Here is a 20,828-nt window from a genome sequence, read left to right on the forward strand (position 1 = left end):
TCGCGCACCGGGCCTGCGGTGGGCGCGGACGATGGCGAGGGGCCGCCGTCAGGGGGCGGCCCACAGACCCCGGACATGGCCCAGGTGGCGCGTCATCGCGGCCCGCACGGCGTCCGTGTCCCGCGCGAGCAGCGCGTCCAGGATCTCCAGGTGCTCCTCGGCCGACGCCTCCAGCCGTCCCTGCGCCACCAGTGCGGTCAGCCCGTACAGCCGGGAGCGCCGCCGCAGGTCCCGGACGACCTCCACGAGGTGGCCGTTGCCGGCGAGCGCCAGCAGCCCGAGGTGGAAGCGCAGGTCGGCCCCGACGTACGCGATGAGGTCACCGCCGCGGGCGGAGGCGACGATCTCCTCGGCGACCGGGCGCAGCGCCTCAAGGGCCACCGGGTCCGCGGTGGCGGCCAGTTCCGTGGTCGTCGGGATCTCGATCAAGGCACGGACGTGGGTGTACTCGTCGAGCTGCCGGTCGGAGACGGCGGTGACGCGGAACCCCTTGTTGGGCACGGTGTCGACCAATCCCTCCTTGGCGAGGTCGAGCATGGCCTCGCGCACCGGGGTGGCGGAGACGCCGAAGCGGGCGGCGAGCGCGGGGGCCGAGTACACCTGCCCCGGGCGCAGTTCCCCGGCGATCAGCGCGGCCCGGAGCGCGTCCGCGACCCGCTCACGGTAACTGGGGGCGCGACCGCCGAGGTCGGGCAGGGCGGGACCGGGCTGCGGGGTCATGGTGATCGTCGTCTTCCTCTCGTCCACGAACCATTGTCCACGGCGTTCACAGCACGAACCCGGCCGGGAACGGGTCCTCCGGGTCCAGCAGGTACTGCGCCGTCCCGGTGATCCACGCCCGGCCCGTGACCGCGGGCTCCACGGCCGGCCGGCCGGCGACCACGGTCGTACCGAGCAGTCTCCCGGTGAACCGGGTGCCGATGAAGGACTCGTTCACGAACTCCGTGTCCAGGGGCAGCTCACCACGCGCGTGGAGCTGGGCCATGCGGGCGCTGGTCCCGGTGCCGCAGGGCGAGCGGTCGAACCAGCCGGGGTGGATGGCCATGGCGTGCCGCGAGTGACGGGCGGTGGACCCGGGGCCGGCCAGGTAGACGTGGTGGCAGCCGCGGATCGTCGGATCCTCCGGATGCACGGGTTCCTGTGCGGAGTTGACGGCGTGCATCAGCGACAGCGCCGCCGCCAGGATCTCGCCCTTGCGCGACCGGTCGAAGGGCAGGCCGAGCCGGCCCAGCGGCAGGATCGCGTAGAAGTTGCCGCCGAAGGCAAGGTCGTACGTCACGGTCCGCCCGTCGGCCAGGGTGGCCTCACGGTCGAGGGCGACGGCGAACGACGGGACGTTGCGCAGGGTCACGGCCTTCGCGGCACCGTCCCGCACCGCCACCTCCGCGACGACGACCCCGGCGGGGGTGTCCAGCCGGATGGTCGTGACAGGCTCGGTGACCTCCACCATGCCAGTCTCCACCAGGACCGTCGCCACGCCGATCGTGCCGTGACCGCACATCGGCAGACAGCCGGAGACCTCGATGTAGACGACGCCCCAGTCGCAGTCGGGCCGGGTCGGCGGCTGCAGGACCGCCCCGCTCATCGCGGCGTGCCCGCGTGGCTCGTTCATCAGCAACTTCCTGATGTCGTCGCGCTGTTCGCGGAAGTACAGCCGCCGCTCGTTCATGGTCGCACCGGGGAGGGTGCCGATGCCGCCGGTGATCACGCGGGTCGGCATGCCCTCGGTGTGCGAGTCGACGGCGTGCAGGACGAGCTTGCTGCGCATGATCGCCTCCCTACGCGGATCCGGCCGCCAGGGCCTTCTCGGTGGCCGTGCGGACGGCCTCTTCCTGTCCGGGCTCCAGGGGCGTCCGGGGTGGGCGGCAGGGGCCGCCGTACCGGCCGGCGAGGTCCATCGAGAGCTTGATCGCCTGGACGAACTCCACCCGCGAGTCCCAGCGCAGCAGCGGATGCAGCCGCCGGTACAGCGGCAGGGCGGCGCCGAGGTCACCGGCGGCGGCCGCGCGGTACAGCTCCACGCAGACCTGGGGCAGGGCGTTCGCGCAACCGGCCACCCAGCCCCTGGCCCCGGCGACGGCGAGTTCCAGCGCGACGTCGTCCGCGCCGATCAACAGGTCCAGCTCGGGAGCGAGTTCGGCGATGCGGTACGCCCGGCGGACGTCCCCGGAGAACTCCTTCACGGCGTGGATGTGTCCCTCGCCGTGGAGCCGGACGAGCAGTTCGGGCACGAGATCGACCTTGGTGTCGATCGGGTTGTTGTAGGCGACGACGGGGAGCCCTGCGCGGGCGGCCTCGGCGTAGTGGGCGAGGATGGAGCGCTCGTCGGCGCGGTAGGCGTTGGGCGGCAGCAGCATCACCGCCCGGCATCCGGCCTCGGCCGCCTGTTCGGTCCAGCGGCGGGCCTCGGCGCTGCCGTAGGCGGCGACACCGGGCATGACGCGCTCCCCGCCGACCGCGGCGACGGCCGTCTCGACGACTCCGGCGCGCTCCTCCGGGGTGAGCGCCTGGTACTCGCCCAGGGAACCGTTGGGGACGACGCCGTCGCAACCGTTGTCCACCAGCCAGGCGCAGTGCTCGGCGTAGCGGTCGTAGTCGACGCCGAGGTCGTCGTCCAGCGGCAGCGCGGTGGCGACGAGTACGCCGCGCCAAGGGCGGTGCTCGGTCATGAGGGTCCTTCCTCGGTACGTCGGGAGCATGCCGGGTCTCTCTCGGCCGGGCCGGGTCCCGGGGGAACGCCCGCCGAGTCGGCGGCCGAATGTCCGCCCCCGGCCGGGTCCCGGCCCGGACAGCGGCTTTCCGTCGCGGCCGGGCCTGCGGGAGCGCTCTCGGGGCTGTGCGGTCCGGCAGGGTCGCGGTGCCGGCGGGCGAGCACGCCCAGCGGTACGGGGCAGGCGAACGGACGTCGGGACGGGGTGAGTTCGCACCCGGCGACACCCGCGACCGCCGGTGCGCACATCCGGCCCTGGCACCAGCCCATGCCGGCCCGGGTCAGCAGCTTCACCGTGCGCAGGTCGCCCGCGCCGAGTTCCGCCACCGCTGCGCGCACGGCACCGGCGTGGACCTCCTCGCAGCGGCAGACCACGGTGTCGTCGGTGACCCGGTCGGCCCAGCGGGCGGGCGGGGCGTGCACGGCGTCCAGGGCCGCGGCGAACCTCCGCATCCTCGCCCGGACCCCGGCGGCCGGCGCCCACTCCCGCGGGTCGGGTGCGGTGCCCCGCAGCCGGGCGGCGATCGAGCGGCCGGCGATGTGTCCCTCGGCGAGGGCGAGGGACGCGCCGCCGATGCCCGTGGTCTCGCCGGCCGCCCAGACCCCTGGCACGTCGGTGCGCTGTTCCGCGTCGACGGCCACGGTGAGCCCGTCGAGGCGGCAGCCGAGGCCCTCGGCGAGGTCGGTGTGCGGCAGCATGCCGTGGCCGACGGCCAGGGTGTCGCAGTGCAGGTGGCGCTCGGTGCCGGCCCGGACCCGGCCGTGCGGGTCGAGCGCGGCGACGGTGACGCCGGTGAGGCGGTCGGCGCCGTGGGCGCGGACGATGGTGTGCCGGGCGAGGAAGGGGACGCGGTGGCGCAGCAGCCGGGCGGCGTGGCCGGCGCCCTCGGGCAGCTTCACGGCGAGCGGACCGCCGTAGCGCACGAGACGTTTGGGGTCCGCGGACTCGACGAGCGCGATGACCCGCACGCCCGCCCCGGCGAACCCCGTCGCCACCGACAGCAGCAGCGGCCCGGTTCCGGCGACCACGGCCGTGCGCCCCGGCACCACGAGCGAGCCCTTGAGCATGGCCTGCGCGCCACCTGCCGTGACGACGCCGGGGAGGGTCCAGCCGGGAAAGGGCAGTACGGTCTCGTGACCACCGGTGGCGAGGAGCACGGCCGTGGCATGCACCTCGGCGGGGTCCTCCCGCTCCGCGCCGCACAGCGCGTGGACGGTGAAGCCGTCCGGTGTCCGCTCCACGCACCAGACCTGATGATCCGTCAGCATGCGCACCGAACTGCTCGCCAGTCCGTCCCGGAGCCGCCGCCAGGCGCGATCGCCGGGGCGCCGCACCCCTGCCCCGGCCGGGGGCTGCCGGTGGATCTGCCCGCCGGCCGCCGGCGCCGCGTCGATCAGCGCGACCCGTACGCCGCGGGCGGCCGCCGCAAGCGACGTGGCGAGTCCCGCCGGTCCCGCGCCGATCACCGCGAGATCAGTGCGCATGTCCCGTCCCTTCCTGGGAGCGGATCGCGTCGCCCGGCCGGACGGTGATCAGACAGGCGCGCAGGTTGGGGCGGTCGTTGACGGTGACCAGGCAGTCGAAGCACACGCCGATCCCGCAGAAGACACCGCGCGGGCGTTCCTCGCCCCGGGTGGAGCGCCAGGAGGTGATGCCCGCGGACCACAGCACCGCGGCGACCGTCCGGCCGGGCAGCGCCGCCACGGGCCGCCCGTCGAACGTGACCGTGAAGGCGCCGTCGCCGCCCGTCCCCGTGGACTGCGGTGGATTCACTGCTCGGCCTCCTCGGAGAAGTGGATTCACTGCTCGGCCTCCTCGGAGAAGCGGTCGGGCCGGAAGGGTGCGAGGTCGAGGTCCGGTGGCTGCCCGGTCAGCGCCTGGGCGATCAGGTGCCCGGTGCCGGTGGCCAGCCCGATGCCCGCGCCCTCGTGCCCGCAGGCGTGGAACAGCCCGGGCGCGCGGGGGTCGGGGCCGACCGCGGGCAGGTGGTCGGGCAGGTACGGCCGGAATCCCGCGTACGTCCGCAGCGCCCGCACGCCGGTCAGGAAAGGGAACAGTCGGGTCGCTCCGGCAGCCAGGGCCCCCACCGCCGCCAGCGAGAGGGACCGGTCGAAGCCGACCCGCTCGCGGCTGGCGCCGATCAGCACCGGCCCCGCGGCCGTGCCCTCCACCACCGGGGACGTCCGGAGCGCCGCCGAGTCGCCGGCGACGTCGGCCACGTAGCCGGCGGCGTACACCTTGTGACGGATGCGGGGCGGCAGGGGCTCGGTGACCAGGACGAAGCCGCGTCTGGGCAGGACGGGCAGGAACACCCCCGCCCGGGCGGCGAGTTCGGCGCCCCAGGCGCCTGCGGCGTTCACGACCGCCGGGGCGTGCAGGTCACCCCGGTCGGTGCGCACCCCGCGCACCGTGCCGTCGGCGGTGCACAGGACCCGGGTCACCTCCCGGCCGGTGAACAGCCGGGCACCGGAGGCACGCAGGAGGTGGGCGGCGGCCAGGGCGGGCATCACCTGTGCGTCCTGCGGGTAGTGGACGCCGCCCGCGAGTCCGGGTGCCAGGTGCGGTTCCAGGTCACGGAGCCCGTCGGCGGGGACGGGCGCGGCCTCCACCCCGGCGACCCGCTGCCCTGCGGCGAACTGCTCCAGCGCGTCGAGCGCCCGGGGTGTCCCGGCGACGACGAGACCGCCCTTGGGTTCGTACTCGGCCGCCGTGCCGTGCTCGTCGGCGAGCTCGCTCCACAGGTGCAGGGACAGCAGCGCCAGTTCGAGTTCGGGGCCGGGTGCCTTGTCGGAGACGAGGAGGTTGCCCTCGCCCGCGCCGGTCGTGCCGCCAGCCACCGGGCCACGGTCCACCACGATCACGTCCAGGCCCGACCGGGCCGCGTACAGGGCGCACGCGGCGCCCACCATCCCGGCGCCCACCACGACGACATCGCAGGTCAGCGGCTCGCTCACGCCAGTACTATGTCACACGGCACTCACGCGGGGAAGACGGCGGACAAGGCCGGTCGGCGCGGGGCGGGGCCGGTCAGTCGGCGACCGGGACGACCCTGAGGTGGGAGGCGGTGCGGCGTGACCTGCGGGCCCCGGACGGGGCGCGCTGCGTCTCGCGCAGGACCAGCGTCACCCGGGTGCAGCCCATGTCCTCGAGGGTCCGGGGTGCCTCCACGACGATGCGGCAGTCGGTGGCGCCCCAGCGCGGGTCGGGATGCAGCAACGGGCGTACCGCGCCGTCGTGTTCGGCGGCCTCCTCGCCGACGACCCGAAGCCAGTGCGGCAGGCCGTGCCGGTAAGCGGCCTCCATGATGGGGTCCTGTGCGATGTCGCGGCGGATGGCCTGGAGCCCGTGGTCGTGGCCGTACCGCTCGACGGTCTTGGCGAAGTGGGCCAGCATCGGCAGGCACCAGCTCGCCTCGTGGTCGCCGAGCACCGTGGCGGCGTCCGGGTGGAAGAGCACGAAGCGCAGGAAGTTGTCGGCGGGCATGGCCGTCGGGTGCGGGCCGGCCTCCCGGAAAAGTGTCCGGAAAGCACTGTTGGTCAGCAGCACGTCCCAGCGGTGGTCGATCACCAGGGAGGGGAAGGGAACGGACTCGAGGAACGCGGTGTAGTCCTCCAGATAGGCCTGGGCCTCGGGAGATGCGGGGGCGGGCCGCGGTGCCGGCCGCTGCCCTCCTGCCTGATGTGCCATCGGGAGGTCACCCCTCTTGCCTGTGCGGCCCTGACGCGGCGCCCCGATCCTGCTGCCCTGCGCAACGCGTGTCAACTATCGTGGCATTCCTCGTCTGTTGACGGCTGAAATTGGCCACAGTTGTGGCGAGACCTGGATGCGGGTTCACGGCAGCGGCTAGTCTCCGTGAAGTTCACGGCGACCCGCTGTGAGAGGCCTGTGAGAGACGTAGGAGATCTGTCGGTGACGGGTGGCTTCGAGGGTCCGGGCACCGCGCCGACGACCGCGCTGCCGGCCGTCGTCGCCCGCGTCACCGCACTCGCCGACCGGCTCGGCGTACCGCAGGCGGAGGTCTTCGACGTCGGCCGGCTGTCCGTGGCCTCCGGCGTCCCGGAACCCGTGGTCCGGGTGCTGCTGAGCGGTCGGCCCGCGGGCGAGCCCGATGTGCAGGCGCGGTTCGTGCAGCGGCTCGACCTGCTGCGCCGCACCCGACTCAAGCCGAACGGCCGCAAGTACACCCAGCAGGAGATCGCCGACGGCGCGGGCATGTCCCGGCAGCAGGCCGGGGCGCTGATCAACGGCGACCGGCGACCCACCATGGAGCACTGCGACGCCATCCAGCGGTTCTTCCGGGTGCACGCCGGTTTCCTCACGGCCGAGGACCCCGAGGCACTGGCGAGCGCCCTCCAGCACACCGAGCAGGAACTGCTCCAGCGGCTCGCGGACCGCGAGCGGGCCGCCGCTGCGGCGGCCGACGACCCGCTGGAACGGCTGCTCCAGGACCACGGCGTGCGCGGCATCGCCTGGCGGGCCGCGCAACTGCCCACCGACCAGCACCGCGACAAGGTCGCGGAATGGCTGGACATGCTCCTGGAGAGCGTCAAGCGGCCCGAGTCCTGACCTGGGGAGAAGCGTGGGCATCGGTAGGGAAATGCGCCGCTTGTGCGGCGAGTTGGTCGCGGAGCTGACACTTCCCGTCCCGGCACGGCCCGCCGATCTGTACGCGGCCCTGTGCGACGGGATGAGCAGACGGCGCGGGCGACCGGTGCTCTTCCGCACAGCGGCCTTCCCACCCGGTACCGCCAGCGGCCTGTGGCTCGACATGGCCGACCGGGACCTCGTGGTGGTCGAGGAACGCACCGCCCCGGACCACCAGTTGGTGATCCTGGGGCACGAACTGTGGCACATGAAGGCCGGACACTGTGGCCACCACGTCCAGGGCGCCGAGGTGGCGACCCGACTGCTCGGCGGGGACACCGACGAGGAGGCCCTGCGGGCGACGGTGCTGAAGGTCGCCGCCCGCACCCGCTTCGATCTCGCGGACGAGAAGGAGGCGGAGGCCTTCGGCCTGCTGCTCGCCAGCAAGTGCCGCACCTGGCTGGCGGGCTCGTCGCTGCGGGGACCGGTGCAGCGCGACCACCTGGCGGGCCGGATCGAGGCGTCGCTCGGGTACCTGGGGCCCCAGGGCTGAGGGGCACGGCCACGCCCCGCTCCCCGGCGTGCGAGCCGTGAGGTGCGTATCCGTCGGTGCGTGCCCGTCTCGGGGACCTCTGCCCCGGGTGGGCGAACCGCCGTGCGGCGCCGCCCGATTGTCAGTGGCGGACGGCAAGCTGGAGGTGCGTCCCGTCCAGCGCGGGACGTGAGGCCGTCGACCACGGATCACGGGGAGAGCCGAGCGATGCATACCGCCGTACTGACCGACCGCGAGCGCACCGCCGTCCAGGCCTATCTGCGCCTGCTGCACACGGTCCGCGCCGCCTTCGACACGGAGACCGGTTCCCCGGACCGGCCCCGCCCCCCGCTGGTGCCGCCCGCGGTGCTCGCGGAGGCGGAGGCGGCACTGGAACGGGCGGGACTGAGCGGCAACGAGGCGGAGTTCTTCGGCATGCTGCGCGCGTGGTGCCCGGAGCCGTGACCGAGCCGGGCGGGCCGCACCGGCCACGGCCGGCGAAGGAGCAGCCACCGCGCGGCGATCGCGGGGCGCACGGCCGCCGTGCGTGCCGACGCCGCCCCCTCGGCGACCGCCGCCCGAGCGGTGCCCGGGGGCCGCACTCACCGGCTCGGCGCGCCGGCCGGCGCCGACCGGCCCGCTCCCGCCCCGCGGTTCAGCCGTGCGGCACCGCCACCGCCGTCGTCACCAGGCCCCGCGCCGCGGTCCAGCGGCCCTCGAAGTGCTCGACGCGGCGCGTGCCCACCTGGGGGCCCGGGACCAGGAGGGCGGCCCGGAAGGTGCCCTGGGGCAGGTCGCCGGGGCCGGGGAGGAGTTCGATGTCGGCCTCGGTGAAGTCCAGCCACCGGCCGGTGAGGGGGAACCACGCCTTGTAGACGGACTCCTTGGCGCTGAACAACAGCCGGTCCCAGTGCACCTCGGGCCGCAGCGCGGCCAGTCGGGCGAGCCGCTGCGCCTCGGCAGGCAGCGCGATCGCGGACAGCACGCCCTCGGGCAGTGGACCGTGGATCTCCGCGTCGATCCCGAGGGAGGCCAGGTCGACGGCACGGACCAGCGCGGCGGCGCAGTAGCCGTCGCAGTGGGTCATGCTGCCGGTGAGCCCGGCCGGCCAGCCCGGCGCCCCGCGCTCCCCGGGCAGCACCGGCCGCGCCGGCACACCCAGCTTCTCCATCGCCCGCCGGGCGCAGGAGCGTACCGCGGCGAACTCCCGGCGGCGCTTGTCGACGGCCTTGGCCATCAGCGCCTCCTCCTCGGGGTACAGCGGGGCGTCGGCGCCCTCGGTGCCGTACGCCTCCACCGCGACCACCGTCTCGGGCAGCAGTTCCTCGATCACCGGTTTCCGTCCTCCCCGGGCACGATCCGGCGCAGCCGTCCGGGCGGCCGCTCCCGCTTGCGCCACTCCCTCGGGTAGCCCACGGACACCTCCTCGAAGAGGACCCCGTCCTGTCGGGTGGTGCGCGGGATGTGGAGGTGCCCGTAGACCATCGTGTGGACGGGGTACCGCCGGTGCCAGTCGGCGGTCAGTGTCGTGCCGCACCACATGGCGAACTCCGGGTACCACAGGACGTCCGTCGGATGGCGGTGCAGGGGATAGTGGTTGACGAGGACCACGGGCAGCCCGTCCGGCAGGGCGGCGAGCCGGCGTTCGGTGTGCTCGACCCGCGCCCGGCACCAGGCCTCCCGGCTCGGGTACGGATCGGGGTGCAGCAGCTGCTCGTCGGTGCACACCACACCGGTGCCGTACCCGTAGGCCAGCCCCTCGTCCTTGGTGGCGCAGCCGGCCGGCAGGAACGAGTAGTCGTACAGCAGGAACAGCGGGGCGACGGCCACCGGGCCGCCCGGGCCGTCCCAGACCGGGTAGGGGTCCTCCGGTGTGAGCACGCCGAGTTCACGGCACTGTTCGACCAGGTGCTCGTAGCGGGCGACGCCGCGCAGCGTGACCGTGTCCTTCGGGTGCGTCCACAGTTCGTGGTTGCCGGGCGCCCAGACGACCTTGGCGAATCGGCCCGCGAGGGTCTTCAGGGCCCAGCGGATGTCCTCCACGGTCTCCGAGACGTCCCCGGCGACGAGCAGCCAGTCGTCGTCCGACTCGGGGTGCATCCGTTCGACCAGGGCGCGGTTCTCGGCGTAGCCGATGTGCAGATCGCTGATGGCCCACAGCTGCGCGCCGCCGCCACCGGCCGTAGACGTCACTCGTCGCCCCCCTGAAGCACGTACGGGACTCCACGAGATCACATCCGCGCCGTCGGGACAAGGACGGCTTTTCCCCCGGTGAGCCGGATGGCGCCGGGGCGGTGACGACCGGAAGGAGCCGTAACACGCGCGTTGCACGGAAGTCCCGTCCGAAGCCGTATGATCTGCGCGACACCACCGCCATGGGGCCCTCGCACGGGGCGGTTCGGTGACCCTCCATACGTCTGCCCGGGCACGGGCCGCCGAGCCCTGCCCGCGAACCGTGGAAAGGCGGCCTGCATGGTCTCTTGCGTACGCGTCTGGCTCAACCGCACGTACGCGGAGAACGTGTTCTTCATGGATCAGCTGCGGAGAAATCCCAGCGACCGGGCCGTCGAGATCCACGCCACCCACGGCGACCCCGACTCGCCCGTGCTGGCCGCCGCCGACACCGCCGACCTCGAACCGGAAGGCCTGTCCCCGGCCGCGTACGTCGAGTACGCGCTCGCCCAGTGCAGGCGCCGGGGCATCGACGTGTTCGTGCCCCGGCTGCACCAGGCGGCGGTCGTGGCCCACCGGGCCGAGTTCGAGGCGGCCGGCACCGCACTGCTGGCGCCGCCGCCCGAGGCGGTGGCGGTGTTCCAGGACAAGGTGATCGCCTACGAGGCCGTGCAGACGATCGGCGTGCCGGTGCCGCCATGGTGGCGGGTCCGCTCCCCGGACGAACTCGTGTCGGCTGTCCAAGAGTTGGAGAGCCGGGGGCACCGGGCCTGCTTCAAGCCGGCGTCGGGAGCGGGCGGGGTGGGCTTCCGTGTGATCACACGCTCCCCGTTCTCGCTGGCCCAGCTCGACGGCTTCCCCAGCCCCTACGTGCCGCTCGATCTGGTGCTGGACGCGCTGCGGCAGACCGGGGAGCCGGTGGACTGGCTGGTGATGCCGCGCCTCGAGCAGCCGGAGGTGTCGGTGGACTGCCTGACCGGTACCGACGACCGGGTCCGGATGGCGATCGGCCGCACCAAGAACGGCCGCCGCCGGGGCTTCACGCTGGACGAGCGGTGGCTGGAGCCGGCGCGACGGATCGCGGAGGGCTTCGGCCTGCACCATCTCTCCAACATCCAGTTCCGGATGTTCGGCGAGCAGCCCGTCCTGATGGACGTCAACACCCGCCCGGCCGGCGGGCTGCACCAGCTGTCGCTGTGCGGAGTCAACGCACCTTGGCTGGCTGTGCAGTTGGCATTGGGCGAGGACCCGGGCGAGGTGGTTCCGCCGTTCCTGGGGCAGGACTACACGGTGGTGTCCGGGCCACGCCCGCTGCGCCCCCTGTCGCTGCCGCAGCGGGGGCCGGGGCTGCCGGCCCCCGCACTGGGCGCCGTACCGGCTGCGGCGGCACCGCCCGCCCGGAGACCGGTCGGTGAACCGCTGTCGGCCACGGAACCCCGGCCGCTCGCCGGACCGGTGGCGGTTGCCGAACCGATGACGGCCCCCGGTACGCGGCCGGCCGGCGCCGAGGCCGCGGACGCGGCGGCCGGGGCGCCCGCCTGATGCTGTGACCGCGACGTTCAGCGGACCGGTCGCGACGTCCTCGCTCGCCGGACGGCCGGACGACTTGGCACGCGACGCGGCTGAGCCCTCCTCAGGTCCTCCCTGAGGGGGTACGCCCTCATCCGCACGGCGGATACGGTCCGCCGCGGCGGACGAGGCGTGGCCGCCGCGTCCAGGACCAGCATGACCATCATGACGACAGCGACCACCCCTCTGCCCGCCATCGCGCCGGCGCCTGTGTGGGCCCGCCGCGCCGCCCACGCCGTCGCGCTGTGCGCCGTCCCGTCCGTTTTCTGGCGCATCGCCATGGCATCCGGTGTGCCCGTGGGCTACAGCGACCGGGTACTGCGCGATGTCTTCGACATCCCGGGCTGGGGCATCGCGTACGTCGTCGGTCTGTCCGTCCTCACCGAGTTGGCCGCTCTGTTTCCGCTGCTGCTCGTCAGCGACCGGTGGAGGCCACTGCGCCCCACGGTTCTCGCCCCGCTGGCCTGGACCGCCTCGGGCGTCCTGGTTCTGGTGGCGGTGTGGCAACTCGTGGTCGCCCTCAGCGTCGAGAGCCGGACGTACATGTCGAGCGGTACGGCACAGACCGTCTGGGCGTTCGCCTTCGCCCCGCTGTTCGCCGTCCCGGCTCTGATGACCGCGGTGACCTGGTCGTACGCGAAGCGGCACCGGACGGTGGGACGGGGACGGGGATGAGCTCCACCACGTCCTCGACACGGGCTCATCCCGTCCACCGCCTGCCGGCCCGGCGCGTGAGGCCGGTGGCCGAGCACCCCGACGACCGTTTCCGCGTCACCGCTGACGCCCTCCCGAAGCGGGGTCTCGGCGGCGAGGCGCAGAAAGCCCACCGTGGCGCCGGTGGCTCCGTCCGCCCCGCGTCGGCGAAGGCGCCCACGGTGCGCGGCCGGGCGGCGGACAGCGTGCGGGCATGGCGATGACGGGGAAGCGACAGGTCCTGTACCGGCAGGGCAGCGGATTCCGGCGGATGACAGCGAAGTGGGTGGTGGTCTTCGGTGCCCTGTACCTGGTGGACGGCGGGCTGATCCGGTCGTAGGGCGACGCTGTCGCCTGGCCGGTGATCGGGATCGCGCTGTGGGTGCCGTTCGGTCCCGCCCCGGCGACGAGGCAGGCCCCGGCTGGACCTCTGGGACGTCTTCGACTGAGCAACCGCAGACGCCGGCAGGGGGCAGCGCCCCGTCAGGACACCGGAGCGGCAGGGCCGGCGTGCTCGACCGGCTCCGCGGAAGGCGTTCCCACCGGAACCCGTTCTGTGCTGCGGGAAAAGTATTTCTGCCAGAGGTGTATCAGGGAGCGGGTCAGGCGCTCTTAAGGGGTGTAGGTAACGGGGGACCCGCCACGGGAAGCACGGCGGGAGCGGGGGGAACGGGGGAAGCACGGGGGAGAGAACGGGGGGCTCGGGTCGGTCGGCCGCTGTCACGGGGGGCGACCGGCCGACCCGAAGCAGGTCGGCTCCGCAGGCGCTGCTACAGCAGATACGCCAAACCGGGGTGCACGGCGGTGTAGCCGTCCACCAGCCGGCGGGCGACGTTCACCGAGTCGACCAGCGGATGCAGCGCGAACGCCTTGACCGCGGTCGCACGGGATCCCGATTCCGCGGCGGACAGCACCTCGCGTTCGACGGCCTTGACCGCGCAGACCAGTCCGGTGGCGTGGTCCGGCAGCGGATCCACGGAGACGGGATGCGCCCCGCTCGCGTCCACCAGGCAGGGCACTTCGATCACCGCCTCCGCGTCCAGCGCCCCGAGCGTGTGCCGGTTGCGGACGTTGAGGATCAGCGTGGTCCGCTCGTCCCGGGCGATGCCCCGCATCAGGGCGAGGGCCACCTTCTCGTAGCCGCCGGACAGGTCGTCCTCCTCGCGGTCGCCGGCGCCGGCCGTTTCGCGGTTCTCGGCCATGTAGGTGGCCTCACGCTCCGCCCGGGTCCGTTCCCACGACTCCAGGGCGGAGGTGTCCGGGTCACCCGTCCCGGCGTAGAACCGGGACTGCTGGTCGAGCAGGAAGGCCCCTCGGGTCCGCTCGGCCTGCCGGTAGGCCGTCACGGTCTCGCGGTTGAAGTAGTAGTAGTGCAGGTACTCATTGGGGACCGCGCCCAGGGAGCGCAGCCAGTCCGCGCCGAAGAGCCTTCCCTCCTCGAAGGAGCCGAGCAGGTCGGGGTCGGCGAGCAGGTCCGGCAGCCGGTCGCGGCCGGTGACGCGCAGGCCGCGCACCCAGCCGAGGTGGTTGAGACCGACGTAGTCGATCCACGCCTGCTTCGGGTCCGCGCCGAGCACCCGGGCGATGCGCCGGCCGAGGCCGACCGGTGAGTCGCAGATGCCGATCACCCGGTCGCCGAGGTGGCGGGACATGGCCTCGGTGACCAGTCCCGCGGGGTTGGTGAAGTTGATGACCCACGCGTCGGGGGCGAGGCGGGCCACGCGCCGGGCGATGCCGACGGCGACGGGGACAGTGCGCAGACCGTAGGCGATGCCGCCCGCGCCGACCGTCTCCTGACCGAGGACGCCTTCGGCGAGGGCGACGCGCTCGTCCTGCGCCCGGCCCTCGAGGCCACCGACCCGGATCGCGGAGAAGACGAAGTCCGCGCCGCGCAGCGCCTCGTCCAGATCCGTGGTGGCGGTCACCGTGGGCGCGTCGGGCACCGCGGCGGCCTGTTCGGCCAGGACCCGGGCGATCGCACGCAGTCGCCGCTCGTCCAGGTCGTGCAGGACGACCCGGGTCACCCGGCCCTCGGCACGGTCCCCGAGGAGCGCCCCGTACACCAGCGGCACGCGGAATCCTCCGCCGCCCAGAATCGTCAGCCTCACGTCCGCGCCCCTTCCGCCGCCCCGTCGCTCACCTACTTCGCCTCCGGATCATCCCCGATATCCCTGGCGCCGGTGAGGACCGGCTCCCTGCCACGCGCGAACTGGAACGGCCCCCGCTCCGAGGAGCCGCTCATGTCCCCACGGTCCGCGAGGTACCCGCCCTCCGTGAGCCCGCCATCCGCGAGTGCCCGGGATCGGCCGTGTCCCTGCGATGTGGCCCTCGCCCAGTCCTGTCCCCCACCGGCACGCGGCGTTCCCCACGCCGTGGACACCGCCCTGGCCGCTCCCGCACTGTTCACGGGCTCCTCCAGCGGGCCTTTCCACGTGACGGGCGTGAAGTCTTCCGGGCGGCGGAGGCGGCGCCGCCGATGACGGTGGCAACCACCGTGCGGGCCTCCCCGGGCATCAGGCCCAGCGGCCGGCAGCGGCCCGACTCGACGTCCCGGTCCCGCAGCGCGGCGACCTCCGGGACGTGCCGCGGGGGGCGACGGCCGGCTGAGCAAGCGGGGGACGGCTGCGCGCCACCGCCGCGGCCGTACCGCTGCTGCGAACGGCCCCGGGCGGCGTTCGCGACGGCCTCGACCGTGTCGGTCCCGATCCCCGCGCGGCCGGTGCACTCCGTGCCCCGCCACTGCTCGCCGTCGTCTTCCGCGCCTTCATGACGGGCGGATTCCCCCTCGTTCTCCCCATCGGCCTCGGGCGCACCCTGGCCGTACTGATCGACGCGACCGTGGTCCGCATGCTCCTCCTCCCCGCCACGCCGTCCATGCCGGACGCCACGCCGGGTGGAACCGGCGTCCCGGCGTCGCGCGCACGACCGGTTCGGTCCGCACGAGGAGGGGGCGGAGGCGGCACCACCGAGGGGACCTGCGAAGGTCTGGACGTCCGAGACGGCGGGTGCCGTCATGCCGTTCCGGTCCGCCGCCGCACGGGGAAGTCGCTCATGCGTCCGCCGACGGCACCGCGTGCGCCCCATCGGACGTGTGGCCGGCGTCTCCGTTGGCGGGCCGGACCACTTCCCGGGAGGGCGTGCCGGTGCGGCCGAGTGGCGGGACAGGGCGCGGCGCCCGGATCCCGACCGGACGCCGGGTCCGGGCGTCAAGGACGGGCACGCTTGCGCCCATTCACGCCTTTCATGAGATGAACTCGCGCGGCACGCAAGGTCTTTCACGGTTACACCTCTTGACGGCCGACCGGCGGTGGAGCACATTGACGTCACTGTGAGAGCGCTCTCAAGGGATTGAAGAGCTCTCGATCACGCCCCGCGCATCCCCCATCCGTACCCGAGAGGCTCCCCACATGAGCGACACCTCCGGCATACCCCGTACCGCCCATGCCTCCCGCAGAACCCGGCCGCTGCGGCGGGCGCTGCTCGCCGTGGCCGCCACGCTCGGCCTCGCCGTGACCGCGGCCACCGTCGCGACCCCGTCCGCCAGCGCGTCCGCGCCGCCTCCCCCGTCGGGCTGGACCCAGGTCTTCCTCGACGACTTCCAGGGCCCCGCGGGCAGCGGCGTCAACACGTTTGACTGGCGGTACGCGACCGGCAAGGGCTACCCCGGCGGCCCCGCCAACTGGGGCACCGGCGAGATCGAGACCATGACGTCCAGCACGGACAACGTCTCGCTCGACGGCAACGGCAACCTCCGCATCACCCCGCGCCGTGACGCCGCCGGCAACTGGACCTCCGGCCGGATCGAGACCAACCGCACCGATTTCCAGCCCCCGGCCGGCGGCACGCTGCGCGTCGAGTCCCGCATCCAGGTGCCCAACGTGACCGGCGCCGCGGCCAGGGGCTACTGGCCGGCCTTCTGGATGCTCGGCTCCCCCTACCGGGGCAACTACTGGAACTGGCCGTCGGTCGGCGAGCTGGACATCATGGAGAACACCCAGGGTATGAACACGGTGTTCGCCACCATGCACTGCGGCACCTCACCGGGCGGTCCCTGCAACGAGACCAGCGGCATCGGCGGTTCGACGACCTGTCAGGGGACGACCTGCCAGGCGGGCTTCCATACGTACCGGATGGAGTGGGACCGCTCGACCAGCGTGGAGGAGATCCGCTTCTACCTCGACGGCGTCAACCACCACACCGTGCGCGCCAACCAGGTCGACGCGACGACCTGGACGAACGCCACCAACCACGGCTACTTCATCATCCTCAACGTGGCGATGGGCGGCGGCTTCCCGGACGCCTTCGGCGGCGGCCCGGACGCCGGCACCCAGCCCGGCCACTCGATGCTCGTCGACTACGTCCAGGTGCTGACCTCCGGTGGGGGCGGCACCACTCCCCCGCCGTCCGGCAGTCGTGACGCCTACCGAACGATCCAGGCCGAGTCGTACGACACCCAGTCCGGCACGATCACGGAGCCGACCTCGGACACGGGCGGAGGCCGGAACCTGGGAGCGCTGGCCAACGGCGACTGGCTGCACTACAGGGGCGTCGACTTCGGCTCCGACCCGGCCCGGCAGTTCTCCGCGCGGGTGGCGAGCGGCGCGGGCTCCGGGGTGAGCGGACTGGTCGAGGTGCGGCTGGACAGCCGGAGCAACGCCCCGGTCGGCAGCTTCGCGGTCGGCAACACGGGCGGCTGGCAGTCGTGGCGGACGATCCCGGCGAACATCAGCGCCGTGACGGGCACCCACGACGTCTACCTGACCTTCACCAGCAGCCAGCCCGCCGACTTCGTGAACGTCAACTGGTTCACCTTCGGTCACTGACCGGCACGGTCCTTCCCCCACACACACATCCCGTCCTCCCCGGCCGGGAGAGGGGCTCCACGCGCGCGTGGAGCCCCTTTTCGCATGCCCGCGCCGGCCCCAGGCCCCAGTCGGCCCCGGTTCTGCGGTTGGCACGGCCGCCTCGCTCGTCTGCATGGCTCGCTCGTCTGCATGGCTCGCTCGTCTGCATGGCCGGGACGGTTCCGCGGTACTCGCCGTCCGCAAGAAGGGGGTGGGACGGTGTCACCGCGGGGTGCCACATCCCGCCCGGACGGGGCTGCCACGCCGCGGACTACAGCACAGATAAGTCATACTTTTACCGTTGAACGCATGACCGCAGTCCTTCACCGGGATCGAGGTGTCCGTGAAGACCAGCACGCCGACGCCGACGACCGCGCGTCCACCGGAGGCGGGTCGTACCGCCGTCCGTGGCCGCCCGCGTTGCGATCGAGGGCGGACAGGCCCCGGCGTGGTACGGGTTCAGAAGTGACGCAGGACCCATCGCCTCGCCCGCCCGTCCCGGGGGGCGCCGCCACTCCGGCCCGGGAATCCCCGGTCGCCGCGCGTGGTTGTGGCGACCGCCGGAAAAAGGTTGATCAAAGTGACCGAAGCCGTACCGGCGGGAGGGCCGAGAGGCCCGGCGTCCGGGGACACCCCGTACGGGGCCGTCCCGGTCGCGCGCGCCGCCCCCGGGACGAATTCCGGCGGTCCCGTGGAACGCCGACGCCGACTCGAGACCCGCGGTCCCGTAGGACGGCGCCGCACACGGACCGGCCCACCTGCTCGACGCGGTGACGACGTCCCCGAACAGCGAGGGAGTTGACCCTGAATGACCGAGGAGACGACCGAACCGCGGGAGGAGACACCGGTGACCGGGCAGGAGCAGCACGCGGACACGACGGAGAGCGCGCGAGAGGATCCCGCGCGCACCCCGACCGCGCCCGAGGGCCGCACGGGAGCCCTCCCGGCCCGTCCCGTTGCGACCGCCGGCTGGGCCAACCCCCTGCGCGACCCCCGGGACCGCCGGCTGCCCCGGATCGCCGGGCCGTCCGGGCTCGTCATCTTCGGGGTGACCGGCGACCTGTCCCGCAGGAAGCTGATGCCGGCCGTGTACGACCTCGCCAACCGGGGTCTGCTGCCGCCGGGCTTCTCGCTGGTGGGCTTCGCCCGGCGGGACTGGGAGGACCAGGACTTCGCCCAGGTGGTGCACGACGCCGTCAAGGAGCACGCCCGCACCCCCTTCCGCGAGGAGGTCTGGCAGCAGCTCACCGAGGGCATGCGGTTCGTGCCGGGCGACTTCGACGACGATTCGGCGTTCAAGCAACTACGCTCGGCTGTCGACGAGTTGGACACCGCTCGGGGCACCAGCTGCAACTACGCCTTCTATCTCTCCGTACCGCCGAAGTTCTTCCCGAAGGTCGTCCAGCAGCTGAAGAAGCACGGACTGGCCGACTCCCCCGGGGGATCCTGGCGGCGCGCGGTGATCGAGAAGCCGTTCGGGCACGATCTGACGTCGGCCGAAGAACTGAACGCGATCGTGCACGAGGTGTTCGACCCGGAGCAGGTCTTCCGCATCGACCACTACCTGGGCAAGGAGACGGTCCAGAACATCCTGGCGCTGCGCTTCGCGAACCAGATGTTCGAGCCGATCTGGAACCGGTCCTTCGTGGACCACGTGCAGATCACGATGGCCGAGGACATCGGCATCGGCGGCCGCGCGGGTTACTACGACGGGATCGGCGCAGCCCGGGACGTCATCCAGAACCACCTGCTCCAGCTGCTGGCGCTCACCGCGATGGAGGAGCCCGCCTCCTTCGACGCCACCTCGCTGCTCACCGAGAAGCTCAAGGTGCTGCGCGCGGTGCGGCTGCCCGAGGACCTGGGGCGGCACACCGTGCGCGGGCAGTACGCGGCGGCCTGGCAGGGCGGCGCGAAGGTGTGCGGTTACCTGGAGGAGGACGGCATCGACCCGTCCTCCACCACCGACACCTACGCTGCGATCAAGCTGGGCATCGACAACCGCCGCTGGGCGGGCGTCCCCTTCTACCTGCGCACCGGCAAGCGGCTCGGCCGCCGGGTCACCGAGATCGCGGTGGTCTTCCAGCGGGCGCCGCACTCCCCCTTCGACACGACGGCCACCGAGGAACTCGGCCAGAACGCGGTCGTCATCCGGGTCCAGCCGGACGAGGGCATGACGGTCCGCTTCGGCTCCAAGGTGCCGGGGACCTCGATGGAGATCCGGGACGTGACGATGGACTTTGCGTACGGCGAGTCGTTCACCGAGTCCAGTCCGGAGGCCTACGAACGGCTCATTCTGGACGTCCTGCTGGGGGACGCCAACCTGTTCCCCCGTCACCAGGAAGTGGAAGAGTCGTGGAAGATCCTCGACCCGATCGAGGAGTACTGGGCCTCGCACGGCAGGCCCGCCCAGTACGCCTCGGGCAGCTGGGGACCCGCGGAAGCCGACGAGATGCTCGCACGAGACGGACGGAGCTGGCGCAGGCCATGAAGATCGACCTGACCGACACCACGGCAAGCAAGGTCAACAAGGCGCTGGTGCAGGGACGCCGCGCCATCGGCACCCCGGCCGTGGGCATGGTCCTGACGATGGTGATCGTCACGGACGAGGAGAACGCCTACGACTCCATCAAGGCGGCCGAGGAGGCGTCGCACGAGCATCCCTCGCGCACCCTCGTCGTCATCAAGCGGCACGCCCGTACCCCGCGCGAGCGCACCCATCCCCGGTTGGACGCGGAGGTGCGCGTCGGCTCGGAGGCCGGCACCGGCGAGACGGTCGTGCTGCGCACCTACGGCGAGGTCTCCGAGCACGCCGACTCGGTGGTGCTGCCGCTGCTGCTGCCGGACGCGCCTGTGGTGGTGTGGTGGCCCGCGGACGCGCCCGGCAACCCGTCGAAGGACCCGCTCGGGGCGCTGGCCCAGCGCCGGATCACCGACCTGTACGCGGTGGAGAACCCGCTGGAGGTCCTCGAGACCCGGATGCGTTCCTACGCCCCCGGCGACACCGACCTGGCCTGGACCCGGCTGACCCCGTGGCGCTCGATGCTGGCGGCGGCCCTGGACCAGGCGCGGCTGACGGTGACCTCGGCGGCGGTGGAGAGCGAGGCCGACAATCCCAGCGCCGAGCTGCTGGCGCGCTGGCTGGAAGCGCGGCTGAGGGTGCAGGTCGAGCGGGTGGAGACCGCCGGGCCGGTCGTCACGGGCGTACGGCTGGGCACCGCTGACGGTGAGATCGTCATCGACCGTCCCGAGGGGCCGCTGGCCACGCTGCACCTGCCGGGCCAGCCCTCGCGCCGGCTGGCGCTGAAGGTCCGGCCCACGTCGGAACTGATCGCCGAGGAGCTCAGGCGCCTCGACGCCGACGAGATGTACGAGATCGCCCTGCGGGGCGAGGCCGCCGAGGAGGTACCCGCTCATGCCTGACACTCCCGAGCCGACCCGCCGCCCCGAGTGGGCGGAACTGGAGAACCACCGCACGGACACACTGGCCCGGCCGGACCTGCGGGAGCTGTTCGCCGAGGACCCCTCCCGCGCGGAACGGTACGTAGTGCGGGTGGGTGACCTGCGCATCGACTACTCCAAGCACCTGGTCACCGACGAGACGCTGGCCCTGCTGCGGGAACTGGCCGCAGCGACCGACGTGTTCGGGCTGCGCGACGCCATGTTCCGCGGCGAGCGGATCAACACCACCGAGAACCGTGCGGTGCTGCACACCGCGCTCAGGGC

General features: G+C 73.2%; 19 protein-coding genes and 2 pseudogenes. 10 read left to right on the forward strand and 11 right to left on the reverse strand.

Annotated features, from left to right (window positions below; translation table 11 throughout):
* Positions 1 to 48: 48 nt before the first annotated feature.
* The 7 genes from ACFYOV_RS31480 to ACFYOV_RS31510 form a co-directional block, all read right to left on the reverse strand.
* Positions 49 to 720, reverse strand: a complete 672-nt coding sequence (locus ACFYOV_RS31480) for a GntR family transcriptional regulator (protein ID WP_389093666.1) — start codon at positions 718 to 720, stop codon at positions 49 to 51.
* A gap of 46 nt (positions 721 to 766) precedes the next feature.
* Positions 767 to 1,768, reverse strand: a complete 1,002-nt coding sequence (locus tag ACFYOV_RS31485) for a proline racemase family protein (RefSeq protein ID WP_389093611.1) — start codon at positions 1,766 to 1,768, stop codon at positions 767 to 769.
* A 10-nt stretch (positions 1,769 to 1,778) separates the two neighbouring features.
* Entirely contained in the window at positions 1,779 to 2,669 is an 891-nt protein-coding gene (locus tag ACFYOV_RS31490) for a dihydrodipicolinate synthase family protein (protein ID WP_389093614.1), read from the reverse strand.
* A complete protein-coding gene (locus tag ACFYOV_RS31495; RefSeq protein ID WP_389093616.1) occupies positions 2,666 to 4,195 on the reverse strand; it encodes an FAD-dependent oxidoreductase in 1,530 nt (509 codons plus the stop codon). Before ACFYOV_RS31495 ends, ACFYOV_RS31490 begins: the two co-directional genes overlap by 4 nt.
* Positions 4,185 to 4,484 carry a (2Fe-2S)-binding protein gene (locus tag ACFYOV_RS31500; protein ID WP_389093619.1) on the reverse strand — a complete coding sequence of 100 codons (300 nt, stop codon included), beginning with the start codon at positions 4,482 to 4,484 and terminating at the stop codon, positions 4,185 to 4,187. The genes ACFYOV_RS31495 and ACFYOV_RS31500 overlap by 11 nt, the downstream gene beginning before the upstream one ends.
* A gap of 26 nt (positions 4,485 to 4,510) precedes the next feature.
* Positions 4,511 to 5,665, reverse strand: a complete 1,155-nt coding sequence (locus ACFYOV_RS31505) for an NAD(P)/FAD-dependent oxidoreductase (protein WP_389093621.1) — start codon at positions 5,663 to 5,665, stop codon at positions 4,511 to 4,513.
* Between the two features lie 73 nt (positions 5,666 to 5,738).
* Positions 5,739 to 6,398, reverse strand: a complete 660-nt coding sequence (locus ACFYOV_RS31510; protein WP_389093624.1) for a hypothetical protein — start codon at positions 6,396 to 6,398, stop codon at positions 5,739 to 5,741.
* Between the two features lie 222 nt (positions 6,399 to 6,620).
* Between ACFYOV_RS31510 and ACFYOV_RS31515 the strand changes: the two genes are divergently transcribed.
* From ACFYOV_RS31515 to ACFYOV_RS31525, 3 genes are all read left to right on the forward strand, one after another.
* Complete coding sequence (locus tag ACFYOV_RS31515) at positions 6,621 to 7,277, forward strand: helix-turn-helix domain-containing protein (protein ID WP_389093626.1); 657 nt, start codon at positions 6,621 to 6,623, stop codon at positions 7,275 to 7,277.
* A 31-nt stretch (positions 7,278 to 7,308) separates the two neighbouring features.
* Positions 7,309 to 7,848, forward strand: coding sequence for a toxin-antitoxin system, toxin component (locus tag ACFYOV_RS31520; RefSeq protein WP_389093668.1), 540 nt, complete (start codon positions 7,309 to 7,311; stop codon positions 7,846 to 7,848).
* Between the two features lie 207 nt (positions 7,849 to 8,055).
* On the forward strand, positions 8,056 to 8,292 hold the full coding sequence (locus ACFYOV_RS31525) for a hypothetical protein (RefSeq protein ID WP_389093629.1): 237 nt from the start codon (positions 8,056 to 8,058) through the stop codon (positions 8,290 to 8,292).
* Positions 8,293 to 8,482: 190 nt separating this feature from the next.
* On the opposite strand, the gene ACFYOV_RS31530 is transcribed toward ACFYOV_RS31525, so the two are convergent.
* Complete coding sequence (locus tag ACFYOV_RS31530) at positions 8,483 to 9,160, reverse strand: 4'-phosphopantetheinyl transferase (protein ID WP_389093631.1); 678 nt, start codon at positions 9,158 to 9,160, stop codon at positions 8,483 to 8,485.
* Positions 9,157 to 10,020: a metallophosphoesterase family protein gene (locus tag ACFYOV_RS31535; RefSeq protein WP_389093633.1), complete on the reverse strand. Its 864-nt coding sequence runs from the start codon at positions 10,018 to 10,020 to the stop codon at positions 9,157 to 9,159. The genes ACFYOV_RS31530 and ACFYOV_RS31535 overlap by 4 nt, the downstream gene beginning before the upstream one ends.
* Positions 10,021 to 10,299: 279 nt before the next feature.
* Here ACFYOV_RS31535 and ACFYOV_RS31540 point away from each other — a divergent pair, with 279 nt between their 5' ends.
* From ACFYOV_RS31540 to ACFYOV_RS31550, 3 genes are all read left to right on the forward strand, one after another.
* On the forward strand, positions 10,300 to 11,541 hold the full coding sequence (locus ACFYOV_RS31540; RefSeq protein WP_389093636.1) for an ATP-grasp domain-containing protein: 1,242 nt from the start codon (positions 10,300 to 10,302) through the stop codon (positions 11,539 to 11,541).
* Between the two features lie 183 nt (positions 11,542 to 11,724).
* On the forward strand, positions 11,725 to 12,243 hold the full coding sequence (locus tag ACFYOV_RS31545; RefSeq protein ID WP_389093638.1) for a hypothetical protein: 519 nt from the start codon (positions 11,725 to 11,727) through the stop codon (positions 12,241 to 12,243).
* A 232-nt stretch (positions 12,244 to 12,475) separates the two neighbouring features.
* Positions 12,476 to 12,601, forward strand: coding sequence for a hypothetical protein (locus ACFYOV_RS31550; RefSeq protein WP_389093640.1), 126 nt, complete (start codon positions 12,476 to 12,478; stop codon positions 12,599 to 12,601).
* Between the two features lie 430 nt (positions 12,602 to 13,031).
* Here ACFYOV_RS31550 and ACFYOV_RS31555 read toward each other — a convergent pair whose 3' ends face one another.
* Positions 13,032 to 14,369, reverse strand: coding sequence for a 6-phospho-beta-glucosidase (locus tag ACFYOV_RS31555; RefSeq protein WP_389093643.1), 1,338 nt, complete (start codon positions 14,367 to 14,369; stop codon positions 13,032 to 13,034).
* Positions 14,370 to 14,715: 346 nt separating this feature from the next.
* Positions 14,716 to 14,850, reverse strand: a pseudogene (locus ACFYOV_RS31560) (ABC transporter ATP-binding protein); the annotation flags it as partial.
* 818 nt (positions 14,851 to 15,668) lie between these two features.
* Here ACFYOV_RS31560 and ACFYOV_RS31565 point away from each other — a divergent pair.
* From ACFYOV_RS31565 to ACFYOV_RS31580, 4 genes and pseudogenes are all read left to right on the forward strand, one after another.
* Positions 15,669 to 17,084, forward strand: coding sequence for a glycoside hydrolase family 16 protein (locus ACFYOV_RS31565; protein WP_389093645.1), 1,416 nt, complete (start codon positions 15,669 to 15,671; stop codon positions 17,082 to 17,084).
* An 829-nt stretch (positions 17,085 to 17,913) separates the two neighbouring features.
* A complete protein-coding gene (zwf, locus tag ACFYOV_RS31570) occupies positions 17,914 to 19,593 on the forward strand; it encodes a glucose-6-phosphate dehydrogenase (protein WP_389093648.1) in 1,680 nt (559 codons plus the stop codon).
* Positions 19,590 to 20,525 (forward strand): glucose-6-phosphate dehydrogenase assembly protein OpcA, encoded by a 936-nt coding sequence (gene opcA / locus ACFYOV_RS31575; RefSeq protein WP_389093651.1) that lies wholly within the window; start codon positions 19,590 to 19,592, stop codon positions 20,523 to 20,525. The genes zwf and opcA overlap by 4 nt, the downstream gene beginning before the upstream one ends.
* Positions 20,518 to 20,828 (forward strand): annotated as a pseudogene (locus ACFYOV_RS31580) (glucose-6-phosphate isomerase); the annotation flags it as partial. The gene opcA and the pseudogene ACFYOV_RS31580, both read left to right, overlap by 8 nt.

It is taken from the genome of Streptomyces sp. NPDC005931 (assembly GCF_042871235.1).
Taxonomy (GTDB): Bacteria; Actinomycetota; Actinomycetes; order Streptomycetales; family Streptomycetaceae; genus Streptomyces.

Bases quoted from the DNA above. Each gene is read 5' to 3' on its own strand.
- ACFYOV_RS31485 (WP_389093611.1), bottom strand. From the start codon at position 1,768: ATGCGCAGCAAGCTCGTCCTGCACGCCGTCGACTCGCACACCGAGGGC.
- ACFYOV_RS31545 (WP_389093638.1), top strand. From the start codon at position 11,725: ATGACCATCATGACGACAGCGACCACCCCTCTGCCCGCCATCGCGCCG.
- zwf (WP_389093648.1), top strand. From the start codon at position 17,914: ATGACCGAGGAGACGACCGAACCGCGGGAGGAGACACCGGTGACCGGG.
- ACFYOV_RS31525 (WP_389093629.1), top strand. From the start codon at position 8,056: ATGCATACCGCCGTACTGACCGACCGCGAGCGCACCGCCGTCCAGGCC.
- ACFYOV_RS31490 (WP_389093614.1), bottom strand. From the start codon at position 2,669: ATGACCGAGCACCGCCCTTGGCGCGGCGTACTCGTCGCCACCGCGCTG.
- ACFYOV_RS31520 (WP_389093668.1), top strand. From the start codon at position 7,309: ATGCGCCGCTTGTGCGGCGAGTTGGTCGCGGAGCTGACACTTCCCGTC.
- ACFYOV_RS31550 (WP_389093640.1), top strand. From the start codon at position 12,476: ATGGCGATGACGGGGAAGCGACAGGTCCTGTACCGGCAGGGCAGCGGA.
- ACFYOV_RS31510 (WP_389093624.1), bottom strand. From the start codon at position 6,398: ATGGCACATCAGGCAGGAGGGCAGCGGCCGGCACCGCGGCCCGCCCCC.
- ACFYOV_RS31480 (WP_389093666.1), bottom strand. From the start codon at position 720: ATGACCCCGCAGCCCGGTCCCGCCCTGCCCGACCTCGGCGGTCGCGCC.
- ACFYOV_RS31565 (WP_389093645.1), top strand. From the start codon at position 15,669: ATGAGCGACACCTCCGGCATACCCCGTACCGCCCATGCCTCCCGCAGA.
- ACFYOV_RS31540 (WP_389093636.1), top strand. From the start codon at position 10,300: ATGGTCTCTTGCGTACGCGTCTGGCTCAACCGCACGTACGCGGAGAAC.
- ACFYOV_RS31495 (WP_389093616.1), bottom strand. From the start codon at position 4,195: ATGCGCACTGATCTCGCGGTGATCGGCGCGGGACCGGCGGGACTCGCC.
- opcA (WP_389093651.1), top strand. From the start codon at position 19,590: ATGAAGATCGACCTGACCGACACCACGGCAAGCAAGGTCAACAAGGCG.